This window comes from Dysgonomonas sp. 216 (assembly GCF_010501065.1).
Classification (GTDB): Bacteria; Bacteroidota; Bacteroidia; order Bacteroidales; family Dysgonomonadaceae; genus QVMM01.
Window position 1 is genome coordinate 49,415 of record NZ_QVMM01000009.1, and the last position, 13,824, is coordinate 63,238.

Annotated in this window: 13 protein-coding genes; 6 read left to right on the plus strand and 7 right to left on the minus strand. The window is 38.4% G+C overall.

Annotation, left to right across the window (positions count from 1 at the left end; all coding sequences use genetic code 11):
* Window positions 1-27 precede the first annotated feature (27 nt).
* Complete coding sequence (locus D0T53_RS06975; protein ID WP_163265732.1) at window positions 28-510, plus strand: hypothetical protein; 483 nt, start codon at window positions 28-30, stop codon at window positions 508-510.
* Between the two features lie 78 nt (window positions 511-588).
* Here D0T53_RS06975 and galE read toward each other — a convergent pair whose 3' ends face one another.
* Window positions 589-1,623: a UDP-glucose 4-epimerase GalE gene (galE, locus tag D0T53_RS06980; protein ID WP_163265734.1), complete on the minus strand. Its 1,035-nt coding sequence runs from the start codon at window positions 1,621-1,623 to the stop codon at window positions 589-591.
* A gap of 159 nt (window positions 1,624-1,782) precedes the next feature.
* Here galE and D0T53_RS06985 point away from each other — a divergent pair, with 159 nt between their 5' ends.
* Genes D0T53_RS06985 through D0T53_RS06995 form a run of 3 tightly spaced genes read left to right on the plus strand, consistent with a single transcriptional unit; the run spans window position 1,783 to window position 5,206 of the window.
* Window positions 1,783-2,046, plus strand: a complete 264-nt coding sequence (locus D0T53_RS06985; RefSeq protein ID WP_163265736.1) for a hypothetical protein — start codon at window positions 1,783-1,785, stop codon at window positions 2,044-2,046.
* Between the two features lie 22 nt (window positions 2,047-2,068).
* The gene (locus D0T53_RS06990; protein ID WP_163265738.1) at window positions 2,069-3,766 is read left to right on the plus strand and encodes a glutamine--tRNA ligase/YqeY domain fusion protein; all 1,698 of its coding nucleotides are present in this window, start codon (window positions 2,069-2,071) and stop codon (window positions 3,764-3,766) included.
* Window positions 3,767-3,787: 21 nt separating this feature from the next.
* Window positions 3,788-5,206, plus strand: a complete 1,419-nt coding sequence (locus D0T53_RS06995) for a tetratricopeptide repeat protein (RefSeq protein ID WP_163265740.1) — start codon at window positions 3,788-3,790, stop codon at window positions 5,204-5,206.
* Window positions 5,207-5,213: 7 nt separating this feature from the next.
* Here the strand turns inward: D0T53_RS06995 and murF are convergent, their stop codons facing one another.
* Window positions 5,214-6,515 (minus strand): UDP-N-acetylmuramoyl-tripeptide--D-alanyl-D-alanine ligase, encoded by a 1,302-nt coding sequence (gene murF, locus D0T53_RS07000; RefSeq protein ID WP_163265742.1) that lies wholly within the window; start codon window positions 6,513-6,515, stop codon window positions 5,214-5,216.
* 472 nt (window positions 6,516-6,987) lie between these two features.
* On the opposite strand from murF, the gene D0T53_RS07005 reads away from it, so the two are divergent.
* Window positions 6,988-7,467: a hypothetical protein gene (locus tag D0T53_RS07005; RefSeq protein WP_163265744.1), complete on the plus strand. Its 480-nt coding sequence runs from the start codon at window positions 6,988-6,990 to the stop codon at window positions 7,465-7,467.
* The gene (locus D0T53_RS07010) at window positions 7,457-7,657 is read left to right on the plus strand and encodes a helix-turn-helix transcriptional regulator (protein WP_163265745.1); all 201 of its coding nucleotides are present in this window, start codon (window positions 7,457-7,459) and stop codon (window positions 7,655-7,657) included. The genes D0T53_RS07005 and D0T53_RS07010 overlap by 11 nt, the downstream gene beginning before the upstream one ends.
* A gap of 78 nt (window positions 7,658-7,735) precedes the next feature.
* Here the strand turns inward: D0T53_RS07010 and D0T53_RS07015 are convergent, their stop codons facing one another.
* From D0T53_RS07015 to D0T53_RS07035, 5 genes are read right to left on the minus strand one after another with little or no spacing between them, the layout of a single operon-like run.
* Window positions 7,736-9,223 carry a UxaA family hydrolase gene (locus D0T53_RS07015; RefSeq protein WP_163265747.1) on the minus strand — a complete coding sequence of 496 codons (1,488 nt, stop codon included), beginning with the start codon at window positions 9,221-9,223 and terminating at the stop codon, window positions 7,736-7,738.
* Complete coding sequence (locus D0T53_RS07020) at window positions 9,220-9,642, minus strand: HIT family protein (RefSeq protein ID WP_163265749.1); 423 nt, start codon at window positions 9,640-9,642, stop codon at window positions 9,220-9,222. The genes D0T53_RS07015 and D0T53_RS07020 overlap by 4 nt, the downstream gene beginning before the upstream one ends.
* Window positions 9,643-9,663: 21 nt before the next feature.
* A complete protein-coding gene (locus D0T53_RS07025; RefSeq protein ID WP_163265751.1) occupies window positions 9,664-11,097 on the minus strand; it encodes a tagaturonate reductase in 1,434 nt (477 codons plus the stop codon).
* 37 nt (window positions 11,098-11,134) lie between these two features.
* Entirely contained in the window at window positions 11,135-12,541 is a 1,407-nt protein-coding gene (uxaC, locus tag D0T53_RS07030) for a glucuronate isomerase (RefSeq protein ID WP_163265753.1), read from the minus strand.
* An 18-nt stretch (window positions 12,542-12,559) separates the two neighbouring features.
* Window positions 12,560-13,819 carry a DUF4861 family protein gene (locus D0T53_RS07035; RefSeq protein ID WP_163265755.1) on the minus strand — a complete coding sequence of 420 codons (1,260 nt, stop codon included), beginning with the start codon at window positions 13,817-13,819 and terminating at the stop codon, window positions 12,560-12,562.
* Window positions 13,820-13,824: the final 5 nt, after the last annotated feature.

Below are 13,824 nucleotides of genomic sequence, written 5' to 3' on the forward strand. Positions count from 1 at the left end.
TTAAGTTTTATACAAAACTAATAACATATGAAAAAGAGACTACAACAATTTGCAATTATTGCTTTAACCTTGACAGGTTTTTTATCATTAAACTCATGTGGAGATGATATAACTGAGCTGCACGAGCATTATTACGAAGATCCGAGTACCTATTGGGATATTGTATTCCTAACCGTTGGAGATTCCAGTTCGGGCGAGAAGTACAAGTGGAAATGGAATTCTGATATACATAAATATTATTGTGTGATACCGGTGTCCGAAATTTCAGAAAAAGCGTATGACTATGGTGCAATCTTAGCTTATACTTTTTACGGTAAGTATGATGAAGATGAAACACAACATCAATTGAGGCATTATGCAAATAATGGAGCAATAATAGATTATGATATTTCGTATGATATGGAACAAACTATCTGTTTCTATTATTATTGGGACGATTACATGAATACCACGCCTCCCCCTACTTTCAACTTTAAGGTAGTATTGCTAAGCCCGGGCAAATTGAATTAAAAAAAACAGACAAGAATTTGTCTTGTCATTTTATTATATGAATAAAGGCTTCCTGTTACGGAAGCCTTTATTGTTAATCTACATAATGCCTTTTTCTCTTAGCTTTAACTGCCATTTCCAGGCCGAAAGCATTGTATCTTCAATATTTTCTTTAGCTGTCCATCCCAGCACTTTGTTTGCTTTGGTTGGTTCAGCCCATATTTTTTCGATGTCGCCTTCACGACGTCCAACAATCTTGTAGTTTAGTTTTACGTCAGCAACTTTTTCGAACACCCTTATCAGTTCAAGAACCGAAACTCCGTTTCCTGTGCCAAGGTTAAATAGTTCTACTTTATCTTCGCTTTTATTGCCTAACATTCTGTCGATAGCAATTACGTGAGCTTTAGCCAAGTCTACAACATTAATAAAATCGCGTATGCACGAACCGTCAGGCGTATTGTAATCGTCTCCAAATACACTCAATTCTTTACGTACACCTATGGCTGTTTGAGTAATATATGGAACAAGGTTTTGAGGTACACCATTTGGCAATTCTCCGATTTCGGTGCTGGGGTGTGCCCCTATAGGATTAAAATAACGTAGAATTATGCTTTTGATGGTAGCCCCCGAACGGATATAATCCTGAATGATTTCTTCGTTTATTTGTTTTGTGTTTCCGTACGGAGAAGCAGCAGGTTTAATAGGAGCTGTTTCGTCAATTGGATTCACATCGGGTTCGCCATATACAGTGCATGACGAAGAGAAAACAATGCCTTTTACGTCGTATTTTGGCATTAGTTCCAACAGGTTTATTAGCGAAACTATGTTGTTGCGGTAATATAGTAGAGGTTTTTCAACCGACTCACCTACAGCTTTGCTTGCTGCAAAGTGGATAATACCTTGTATTCCTTTGTGTTTTTCAAACAATTTTTTTAATCCTTCCAGATCGTTACAGTCAAGTTGTTCGAAAACGGGACGAATTCCTGTGATTTTTTCAATACCGTCAATCGAATCGGCAGTCGAGTTCGACAAGTCATCAATTATTACAACTTCATACCCTGCGTTCTGTAGTTCAACAGCTGTATGCGAACCGATATATCCGGTGCCGCCCGTTACTAAAATTTTACCTTTCATACATTTATTCTTTTATCTGGTTATCCTACCATAGTTAAAGCACAAAGATAGTTAAAGATGATAATAAAAACTTGCATTGATTTGTCAAAATTTCACTATATTGTATTATTGCAAGTATAGTATGAATTTGTTTTTTTACCTTTGCTTTAAATTTAAGAAATGGTCAGGATTAAGATATTCTTTGTTTTAACAGCAGTTCTTTTTATCTTCGTATCTTGCTTGGGCGACAAAATAGAGAGTGATGCAATAAAAGCAGTTGAGTTAACTAATGCCTCGCTGCAATATACGGAGGAGAAAAATCTGGAATCGGCAGAGAGGGCATATTTAGAGTTTCGGAGAATTATCGAAAAATACGAAAAGGCTGGTCAAGGAGAAGAATTTTATAATATTTACAATAACTATTTATTAAATCCTGAAGGTTAATTAATATATTCTACTGGAATTTATGGAAGAGATAGTAAACAACAATGCAGAAGAAAAGAAAAAGAGCCTGAATTTTATTGAGGTTATAGTTGAAGAAGATTTAAAAGAAGGTGTTGTTGACAAAATACAGACGCGTTTTCCACCCGAACCCAATGGGTACTTACACATTGGGCATGCTAAGGCTATTTGCATGGATTTTGGGTTGGCAAAAAAATATGGAGGTATCTGTAACTTAAGATTTGATGATACCAATCCGGTAAAAGAGGATGTAGAATATGTCGATTCTATAATGGAAGATATTCAATGGTTGGGTTTCGACTGGAAAAATGTATTTTATGCATCAGACTATTTTCCTCAGCTTTGGGATTTTGCTATCCGGTTGATAGAGGAAGGAAAAGCTTATGTTGACGAACAGTCGGCCGAGGTTATAGCCCAACAAAAAGGAACTCCTACTCAGGCCGGAATAAATAGCCCTTACAGAGACAGGCCTGTTGCTGAAAATCTTGATCTTTTCAGAAAAATGAACGAAGGCGTTTTCGAAGAAGGCAGTATGGTGTTACGTGCTAAAATAGATATGGCTTCGTCTAATATGCATTTTCGCGACCCTATTATATACCGTATTATAAAACATCCGCATCACCGCACAGGTAATACATGGAATGTTTACCCTATGTACGATTTTGCGCATGGACAGTGCGACTATTTCGAAGGAGTAACACACTCTCTCTGTACTTTAGAGTTTGTTGTGCATCGTCCGTTGTACGATTGGTTTATAGATCAACTGAAAACCGGGGATTATCGTCCACATCAATACGAATTTAACCGTTTGAATCTGAATTATACGGTTATGAGTAAACGCAAGCTTCTGCAATTGGTAAAAGAAGGGCTTGTCAGAGGTTGGGACGACCCTCGTATGCCAACCGTATCGGGATTGCGACGCAGAGGATATACGCCCGAATCGGTAAGAAATTTTATAGATAAAATAGGGTATACTAAATTTGACGGTATAGTAGATGTTGCTTTGTTAGAGCACTCTGTCAGAGAAGATTTAAATACCCGGGCTACCCGTGTTTCGGCGGTGCTCGATCCTGTAAAGCTTGTTATAACTAATTATCCCGAAGGTAAAACGGAGGAACTCGAAGCTCAGAATAATCCGGAAGATGTATCTGCCGGAAATCATATGGTGCAGTTCTCCCGTGAATTATATATCGAGCAGGATGATTTTATGGAAGATGCTCCTAAAAAATATTTTCGTTTGACCCCCGGACAAGAAGTACGCTTAAAACATGCTTACATAATAAAATGTACAGGATGTAAGCGCGACCAAGAAGGTAAAGTAGTGGAAGTGTATGCCGAATACGATCCTACCACCCGTAGTGGCATGGAAAATAGCGGACGCAAAGTGAAAGGTACAATACATTGGGTGTCGTGTGCTGATGCTATTGACGCCGAAGTGCGTGTATACGATAGGTTGTTTATGGTTGAAGATACGTCGGAAGATAAAGATCGTGATTTCAGGGAAATGATGAACCCCGATTCGTTGAAAGTGCTGAAAGGATGTAAGATAGAACCTTTTTTGAAAACAGCGAAACCTTTCGATAATTTTCAGTTTCAACGTTTAGGCTATTTCAATGTCGACCCCGATTCTACTAAAGATAATTTGGTGTTTAATCGTACAGTCCCATTGAAGGATTCGTGGAGTAAAATAAAGAATAAATAAACATATTGTTTTTTGTCTTTTATGAGAGAAAAAGATATTTCTGATTTACTGAAAAAATATAAGCAGATGCTTGAATCGGGCAGAAGTATCTATTTTGATGCCGAAGAATTTGAAGAACTGTCTGATTATTATGATATGCTTGATGAGGGTCAGACGGCTAAAAAAATTATAGAGATAGGATTAAATATTCATCCTACGAGTGAGATTCTGCGTCTGAAAAAGGCTAAGTTTATGCTTTACGAAAGAAAGTATGAACAGGCGCTTGAATATCTTCAAACAAACTTTAATGGATATAGCCTTGAGCTATACCTGCTTAAGGTCGAAAGCTTTTTACAACTAGGCTTATATGACGATGCACAAAGGTTAACCCGTGATATATTAGAGACTGAAGAAACAGATAGGGGCGATGCTTATGCCGAATTAGGTTTTTTATATACCGAGGCTGATTATTTTGATGATGCTGTTTTCCTTTTCGAAAAAAGTATAAAGTATAAGCCGGATAATATAGAGGCATTAACCGAGCTTGCTTATGTTTATGAAATGCAAGACGACTTTGATTCGGCTATCAGAATAAATAATAAAATACTGGATGTTGATCCTTACAGCTACGAAACATGGATTAACATAGGAAAACTATATACAATAAAAGAAGCATACGAGAACGCTATAGATGCTTTCGATTTTGCGCTGACTATCAATGACAGCGATATAAATACACTGAAACTGAAAGCGCACAGCTTGTTTTTGAACGAAAATATAGATGAGGCGATAGAATTGTTTAAGGCGTGTATAGAATTGTTTCCGGACGATGCTTCGCTATATTATTCGTTGTCGGAATGTTATATGGTTGTTGAGCAATATGATAAAATGTTGCAGAGCCTTGATAAGTATCAGGAAATTGAAGGCGAATCGATCGAAATACTTGCCAAAAAGGCTTTTGCATTTATGCAGGGAGGCGATTTGCGCACTTCGGCTGAACTGATAGAGAAAGGGCTGGAATCAGAACCCGACTCGGAAGATATGAACGCCATAGCCGGAGAACTGTATTTTCAGCAAGGCGAATATGAAAAATCCGAAATGTATTTTTTGAAGGCATATCGTACCAGTATCGAAAATAGTACAATACTCGATCGTCTGTCAATTATCAGTATACAAAAAGGAGAATATGAAAAAGCCATTGAGTATTTGGAGGAACTGCTGACTGTAGATGTTCAGCCGGTAACAAAAGTGCGTTTGGCCCTATTATATTTCGAAATTGGCGACCAAAACAGGTTTAACCAATACCTCGATTATTTCAGTAATGACGATCTAAAAAAACTATTTACTGTTTTCTTTCCTGACGATCAGTTCGATACCGATAATATAGCACGCGAATCATTGGTCAAGCGTTTGATCGACGCTCGTGAATGCAGGCAACTATTCAAGAATATTAATTTATAAGATTCATTTATAGAAGATCTACGCTTTTTTCCAGTTCTAACCCTCTTGAACCTTTAATCAGTATGTAGCTGTTCTCCAATACGTTTTTTTTCAAATAGTCTTTAAAATCGTCCAATGTTTTATAAACAGAGACATTACTGTTTTCCGAAATTTTTACTTTATTAAAATTTTCGCCGATAAGAAATGCTTTATTAAAGTTTTTTGTTACAATAAAGTCTGCAATTCTTTGGTGTTCTTCTATACTTTCGCTCCCTAATTCGCGCATGTCTCCTAAAATGAGGACTTTATTATTTACATTCATTTCGGCAAAGTTGCTTAACGAAGCTATCATGCTTGTGGGGTTTGCATTGTATGCATCTATTATTAAATAGTTTTTATCCGTTTTGGTAAGTTGCGAACGGTTATTCGTAGGTTCATACTCTTCAATGGCTTTGCATACTAATTCCGATTTTACACCAAAATACTTACCTATGGTAACAGCAGCTAATGCATTAGATAAGTTGTAACCTCCTATCAAATGCGTTTTTACTATATGTGGATTTTTAGAAAATCGCCACTCGAAAGTTAAGTATGGATCGTTGGCAACAGTACGCCCCGATACAAAAAGATTTTCGTCAGTTCCGTACGAAATGGTGGTTATGCCTTCCGCTATATGATTCAGAAATTCGTTATTATTGTCTATGAATATTTTACCGTCTTTTCGGCTGCGTATAAATTCGTACAGTTCCCCTTTGGTTTTTTGAATATTTTCGAATGACCCGAATCCTTCGAGGTGAGCCTTTCCTATGTTGGTTATTAAACCATAATCGGGCTCGGCTATGTTACACAAAAACATGATTTCGCCAAGATGACTGGCTCCCATTTCTATAACTGCTATTTCGTGCTCTTTCTTTAATTGCAACAGTGTTAAAGGAACCCCTATGTGGTTGTTTAGGTTTCCTTGTGTATAAAGTACATTATATTCTTTTTTCAATACCGATGCAAGCAGCTCCTTGGTTGTTGTTTTGCCATTTGTGCCGGTTATGCCTATAATAGGTGTCTTCAATTTTCGCCTGTGATAATTAGCTAAATCCTGTAGCGTTTTTAAAACATCGTCAACTAATAATATATTGTTTGGCTCGTCGGCATATTCGGCTTCATCAACAATTGCATATTTGCAGCCTAGTTCTATTGCTTTTGCTGCATATTTATTACCATTGAAATTCGCCCCTTTCAGAGCAAAAAAAATAGAATCGTTTGTGTTACTACGTGTATCGGTAGTTACAATAGGGTGTTTTTTATAAATTTCGTACAACTGAGCTACATCCATGGTTGTTATTTTAACAAAATAAAGTTTAGATATAAACGTGCGTTATATTTTTTTTGTTCATCCGGCATAGAATTCCATACTATAAATGTGGTATGTAAAATACCACATTTAAACGATTTATTTACTGATAAAATCGAGATGTTTTTGCCTTTGTAAAATAACGAAATAAAATTGTGAAAAGATTAAGATAAAATGGAAAAGATTACTAAAAACAAACGAGCCTGATTACGAATACACCTTTGTTAGAGTTAACAAACTATAATAAAGAATAGTGTAGAAGCTTGAGTAATTACAAAGCTTGAGTATTTTAGCCCTACATCAAAGGACTAAAAATTGTATTACCTCTTGTTTTAAATATTTCAGACATTATAAATTTCAAAAAAGTAAAGAATATAAATCTTTTTGTAAAATAAACTTGACTATTTGAAAAATATAATTTACATTTGTGATGTAATACTAATAATTTAAATATATGAAAACGAACAATTTCTTATTGCCTGCCTGTTTCAGGAAAATCGGTTGGATTATATCATTGCCTCTGGCAGCAATTCTTATTTTCTATTTATTGGGATATTTTGATTACAGCGAAGCATCAACGACATGGAATTTCTTTGACGGCATGTTTAATAATTCCTCAGGGCGTGTACTTAACCTTATAGCGGGAAAGCTGATTCTTTCGGTATGTATGATTTTACTTGTTATAGGGCTACTTTTCATCGCATTCTCTAAAGAAAAAATAGAGGATGAATATATTGCCAAGTTAAGAGGGGATTCCCTTATTTGGTCGGTTATTGTAAATTCAGTATTATTAATTGTTACATTCCTGTTTGTTTATGGAGATGGTTTTATATTTGTATTGTTTTTGAATCTTTATGCACTGCTCATTTTATTTATTATAAAATACAACATAGCATTGCGAAATTTCAAAAAATCCAATGATTATGAAGAATAATATTAGAGTTGAACGAGCAATACTCAGGATAACCCAACAACAATTGGCAGAACGGATTGGGGTTAGCCGCCAGACAATAAATGCAATAGAATCGGAAAAGTATGTACCGTCAACCGTATTGTCATTAAAAATCGCAAGGGTATTTGAAAAACCCGTTGAAAGCATTTTTACATTGGAAGATACCGATTAAGTAATATAAGTGAAACTAAAAACAAAAAAGCGGCTAACTCATTCGGATAGCCGCTTTCAATATTATCATAAAACAGTTTTACAATGTAACTCCTGTTTTGAATATCGCGATTTCCTTAAATCCTGTTTCTTCGTGTTTCAACAGTTTTCCGTCACATGTTTCAACAATGAAGTTGACAAAGTCCTTCAACACTTTCTCCATGCTCTGACCTTCAAGAAGGCTTCCTGCATTGAAGTCAATCCAATTGTTTTTGAATTTGAACAGGTTCGAGTTTGTCGAAATCTTCATCGTAGGAACAAAGCTACCAAATGGAGTTCCGCGTCCTGTGGTAAACAATACCAACTGACAACCCGAAAGAGCCAGCGCCGATGCCGCCACAAGGTCGTTTCCCGGAGCATTCAACAAGTTCAGCCCGTGAACTGTAACAGGTTGAGCATAATCCAACACGTCAACTACTTCGGAATTACCGCCTTTTTGCGTACATCCCAACGATTTATCCTCAAGTGTTGTGATACCACCTTTTTTGTTACCCGGAGACGGATTTTCATATATCTCCTGATCGAATTTGCGGAAGTAATTTTTGAAGTTGTTAATCAGCGAAACAGTGTCGTTGAATACCGATCCGTTTTTCGCACGGTTCATCAGGATAGTTTCCGCTCCGAACATTTCAGGCACTTCGGTCAGTATAGTCGTACCGCCCTGAGCTATCAACCAGTCGGAGAATTGTCCGACAAGCGGATTAGCTGTAATTCCGGAGAAACCATCACTGCCACCGCATTTCAAACCTACTTTCAACAACGACAACGGAAGTTCTTCGCGCTTGTCTTTCTTCATATTCTCAACAAGTTCCTTCATCAGTTGGAATCCTGTTTCGATTTCGTCTTCCACCTCCTGAGCAATGACAAAGCGAACACGGTTTTCGTCCCACGTACCCATCGCCTTCTTAAACTCAGATTGCTGGTTGTTTTCGCAACCCAGACTGAATACAAGCACACCTCCCGCATTCGGATGTTTTGCCAATGCAGCTAATGCTTTTTTAGTGGTTTCGTGGTCATCGCCTAATTGCGAACAACCATAATTGTGCGTATACACACGGATATCGTCGATATGGCTCGTATCGAGTTCTTTTTTCACACGGTCGATAACCATTTGCGCCTGCCCGTTAACACAACCTACGGTCGGAACAATCCACAGTTCGTTGCGGATCCCCATTTGTCCGTCATAACGCAGATAACCGTTGATTTTCAAATCGCTTTTCGGTATATCCAGTTTCGGATAAACAGGCACGTATTTATATTCCAGATTGTCGTGCAGGTTGGTTTTTACATTATGCGTATGCACGTGCTCCCCCACCCCGATGTCCAACAACGCATGCCCTATCGGGTAGCCGTATTTTATTACGTTTTCATCCTTCTTAATCGGACGGATGGCAAATTTATGCCCCGTTTCGATCGGGTTTTTTATCGTCACCTCCGTTCCGTTCACGTTAACAATATCACCTTCGCTCAGGCTGTCGATTGCTACCGCTACGTTGTCGGAAGGGCTAATTATCAAAAACTTACTCATTTTCCTAACTCCTTTTTAATTTTGTCAACCATTTCGCTGTATTCGGTGTCCGACAGATATTTCTGCTGCGGATTCATCACAAATACACCTCCAAAATCCGTGCCATCGACGTATTTCGGCACGAGGTGCATATGCAGGTGTTTCAGCTTATCCGAATAAGCTCCATAATTGATCTTTTCGGGATTGAACAGCTTTTTCATTGCTGCCGCAACCTTGTTCGTATCTTTCATATACGCCAGCAGATCTTCGTCGTTCAGCTCATACAGTTCCACATTGTGGTCTTTGTAAGCGACAATGCATCTGCCGTAGTATGTTTGCTCCTTGAACAGGAAAACCGTGGATACGCTCAAATCGCATATCTCTATCATCAAATCTTTTTGTGTCTCGTTCCTGTCGCAGTATAAACAACCTGTTGCCATATTTGTTTTTTGTTGATTATTTTAGATGATTTCCTTCAAAGCAGCCGGCATTCCTTTCGCAAGGATAGCTTCCACGCCTTTTGCCACTTCGTCGACGAAGAAAGGAACTTCCGCAAAGTTTTCTTTCCACATTTGCTTGTTGTTTACAACACCGGCAACCCAACCTTTGATGTCGTCAGCCTTGAATGTAGACTGAATGAATTCGAGGAATTCAGGCGTATCGTTCGGCGTGAAATCAGGAGCAGCCGATTTTCCGGTATATAATACCAGTAAAGCAGCAAACGAGAAGATTGTCAGTTTAGCATCTTTGTTCAATTTCTTATAGTTATCGAAAACAGTAGGATAATCGCGAGTTTCCCATTTAGAGATCGAATTCAACGAAATATCTTTCAGATAGTGTTTCAGATAAGGATTGTAGAAACGCTCCAGAATTTTATCTGCAAACACTTTCAGTTCGGCAGGATCTTCGTCGATAACCGCCAATACTTCCTTGTACACCATTTCGTTGATATACCTCTCAACTTCAGGCGTATTGAAAGCGTCCATTACTGTTTGGCAGCCCAATTGCAACGCTACAGGAACCATAGCTGTGTGTGCACCGTTAAGGATACGTACTTTTTTGGCACGGAAATCCTTGATATCGTCCATAAACAATACGTTCAAGCCTGCTTTATCCAACGGGAATTTTTGTTTGATGATGGGATCGCCACCGATTGCCCATACATGGAAGTACTCGCCTTTCACTACCAAATTGTCGTCGAAACCGATTTCTTGTTTGATTTCATCGATGTTTTCGCGTGGGAATCCCGGCACGATACGGTCAACCAATGTATCGTAGAAATGTACCGAATTTTTTACCCAGTTGATGAAGTCGGCACCCAAGTTGTTTGCTTCGGCATGTTTCAGCACATATTCACGCAATGTAGAACCGTTATCCTCGATCAATTCGCAGCAAATAACCAACAAACCTTTATTCGGGTCGCCGTTGAATTTTTTGAAACGTTTGTGCAACAAGGCTGTCATTTTAGCAGGGAACGATTTAGGAGGCTGTGCATTCAAATCGTCGCCTTCTTCGTAGCGGATACCCGCTTCCGTTGTGTTAGAAATAATCATTTCCAACGCATCGCTCAGGAACAGTTCTTCGTATTTTGCATATTCGTCGTAAGGATTCAACGCATCCATGATGCTTTTTACCAACGCTATTTCTTTAACGGGTTGTTTGTCTTTTATACCTTCCAGATATACATGGTACATGCAATCCTGTTTGCGAAGCATATCCGCCATCCCTTGCGCGATAGGCTGAACGGCAACAACACCGTGATTCATAACACCTGCATTGTTTGCTTTGTCGATCATCCAGTCAACAAACGCGCGAAGGAAGTTACCCTCTCCGAATTGGAGGATTTTTACAGGAATATCCTTCTTTTCTACTGTGCTTTTATTTAATTCTTTCATTTAATACGCTTTTTATTAGTTAGATATAGGGGTTAATTCAAAATTTAAAGAAGTTTTTTGCGTTGTAATAAGATATATCTCCAACCATTTTGCCTAAGAATGGTAACTCGGATGATGGTAATAAACCTTTTTCTACATCGTTACCTATCAGGTTACATAGAATACGGCGGAAATACTCGTGACGGGGATAGGACAAGAAACTGCGTGAATCGGTTAACATTCCTACAAACCGGCTCAAAAGTCCGAGATTGGATAACGAGTTCATTTGCGCTTCCATTCCTGTTTTTTGGTCAAGGAACCACCAGCCCGATCCGAATTGGATTTTTCCGGCAACCGAACCATCTTGAAAATTACCAATCATGGTCGCAATCAAATCGTTATCTCTTGGGTTAAGATTGTAAATGATTGTTTTCGCCAATTTATTATCTGTATCTAATCGGTTAAAGAATTTCGACATAGCTTTAGCTACCGAAAAATCGCCGATAGAGTCGAAGCCTGTGTCGGGGCCTAATTGATTAAACAAACGGGTATTGTTGTTGCGGATAGCACCATAATGGAATTGCTGTGTCCAGCCTTTTTCCCAATCCATGATTGCTCCTTCGAACAACATTGCAGATTTAAACTTGATTATTTCTTCTTTTGTAAGCTGTGTTCCGCCATATACTTTATTGAAGATGTTCTCTATTTCGGCTTGAGTAAAATCTTCGGCATAAAACTCTTCTATTCCATGATCGGAAAGTTTACAGCCTACGCTTGCAAAAAAATCGTGACGGTTACGTAATGCTGCTATAAGATCACTGAATTTATTGATTGTAATGCCCGAAACCTCAGAAAGTTTCTCCACATAAGCACGGTAATCGGTAGGAACTTCAACAGCCATTGCCTTGTCGGGGCGCCATGTTGGGAGTACTTTAACAGAGAAGCCTTCGTTTTTCAACGAAATATGATGCTCAAGGGTATCAACAGGATCGTCAGTTGTACAAACGGCTTCAACGTTGTACTTCTTCATAAGTCCGCGAGCCGAATACTCGGGGGTGCGAAGCTTTGCTGTACATATATCGAATATTTCTTTGGCAGTATCAGGATTTAGTAAAGTTTCAACTCCAAATGCCGTTTTAAGTTCGAGGTGAGTCCAGTGATATAACGGATTTCGCATTGTATAAGGTACGGTTTCAGCCCATTTTTCGAATTTTTCCCAATCGGTAGTATCTTTTCCTGTGCAATAACGCTCGTCAACACCATTAGTACGCATCGCACGCCATTTGTAATGATCGCCTTCGAGCCATATTTGTCCAAGGTTGTCGAACTTATGATCGTTGGCTATATATTCGGGTATTAAATGGCAATGATAATCGATAATAGGCAACGATTTTGCATATTCATGATACAGCATTTGGGCTGTTTCGGTTTCGAGAACGAAATTTTCGTCTAAGAATTTCTTCATGGTTACTTTATTTTATGGTTATTCTTTTATTTTGACTGTTATTTTTTTGTTTAGGCGATTCATTACCTCATCAATACATTTTTGAAGGTCTTCTTTTGTCCTGACAGGCTCCCAATCGAGTTCCCATGTAGGCATAAAGTAATAATCTACATATCCGTTATCGGGTTTTAGCACCACCACATGATTTAGCTTATCTTCGGTAATCTCTTTCAATTGCTTTGTTCTGAAGAAGATGACAAGCCCTTGCATATCTTTATTCAAACTTTGTTTTCCGAATGTTGCTATGTAAGACCATTCGTTGCTATTATCCGATTTCAATATCTCAGTCTCTTTGCTTTTTATTATGCCTGTAGCCAGATTTTCAAGGTTTTTATCTGTCAGTAACTCCATATGTGAAGCGCGGCTTCCTGCATCAATTGATATAAGAGACTCCAGTGTGCATTTTGTTCCGTTTGCGTTCCATCCGTAATATGTTGTCATTACCTGCGAACGGATTTTGCCATCGGCTTTAATGTACGATACAATGCTATCGGCATTGTTTACACGCACAGCTTTTTCTCCATCCCAAACGGCAATCGAGCCGATGCCCAAACCATCGCCCACTTTCATATTATCCATACCCCAAATGCCCATATTGTGATAATTGTCGTATCCGTCAACACCAACGAATGGTAGTACTATTTCGGGTGTTTTTTTTCCGAATACATCTATTCCGTTACGCCAGTCAAGATAAAAACGGAATGCCGCCTTGTCGCTTTCCCAGCCCGGACCTTCGTATTTAATGTAATAAGCATGGTCGGTAAAGTCGTCGGGGACACGCAAATAATTAGGCTTTACCCATGCAAAATCGCCTTTGTATTGATTCCAGTTATGGCGTTCGGTAATTGTTCTTTCAAACTTGCCTCCAATCTTGTGCACAATCTCGGCATATGTGCGTTTCGGATATTTGTGTGCGCACCCACCTTGTATATTTAAAGAAATTGATGAATTGGGCATAATTGTAGAAATAGGGAAAATAACCGAAGCATTACCTTTTATATCGGATACAACTTCTACGGGAACGATTTCGCTTTCATTTACAGCAACATAATTGTTTATTGGCAATTTCAATTGATTTGCAGGTATCTCAACCGTATAATCTACAATCTTTTTTTCAGCCTTGTTTTCCAGTACAACAGTCTTTGTTTGCGCAAACATTCCGGCGGAGAAAAGAAATTGTCCGGCAAAAGCATAGTAAAATACTTTTGTCAGTTTTGCTCGTGTTCTGAATATATTCATAGTTA

Coding starts and splice junctions, on each gene's coding strand:
- D0T53_RS06990 (WP_163265738.1), top strand. CDS start 2,069: ATGGAAGAGATAGTAAACAACAATGCAGAAGAAAAGAAAAAGAGCCTG.
- D0T53_RS07035 (WP_163265755.1), bottom strand. CDS start 13,819: ATGAATATATTCAGAACACGAGCAAAACTGACAAAAGTATTTTACTAT.
- D0T53_RS07025 (WP_163265751.1), bottom strand. CDS start 11,097: ATGAAAGAATTAAATAAAAGCACAGTAGAAAAGAAGGATATTCCTGTA.
- murF (WP_163265742.1), bottom strand. CDS start 6,515: ATGGATGTAGCTCAGTTGTACGAAATTTATAAAAAACACCCTATTGTA.
- D0T53_RS07005 (WP_163265744.1), top strand. CDS start 6,988: ATGAAAACGAACAATTTCTTATTGCCTGCCTGTTTCAGGAAAATCGGT.
- D0T53_RS07010 (WP_163265745.1), top strand. CDS start 7,457: ATGAAGAATAATATTAGAGTTGAACGAGCAATACTCAGGATAACCCAA.
- D0T53_RS06995 (WP_163265740.1), top strand. CDS start 3,788: ATGAGAGAAAAAGATATTTCTGATTTACTGAAAAAATATAAGCAGATG.
- uxaC (WP_163265753.1), bottom strand. CDS start 12,541: ATGAAGAAATTCTTAGACGAAAATTTCGTTCTCGAAACCGAAACAGCC.
- D0T53_RS07020 (WP_163265749.1), bottom strand. CDS start 9,642: ATGGCAACAGGTTGTTTATACTGCGACAGGAACGAGACACAAAAAGAT.
- D0T53_RS06985 (WP_163265736.1), top strand. CDS start 1,783: ATGGTCAGGATTAAGATATTCTTTGTTTTAACAGCAGTTCTTTTTATC.
- D0T53_RS06975 (WP_163265732.1), top strand. CDS start 28: ATGAAAAAGAGACTACAACAATTTGCAATTATTGCTTTAACCTTGACA.
- D0T53_RS07015 (WP_163265747.1), bottom strand. CDS start 9,223: ATGAGTAAGTTTTTGATAATTAGCCCTTCCGACAACGTAGCGGTAGCA.
- galE (WP_163265734.1), bottom strand. CDS start 1,623: ATGAAAGGTAAAATTTTAGTAACGGGCGGCACCGGATATATCGGTTCG.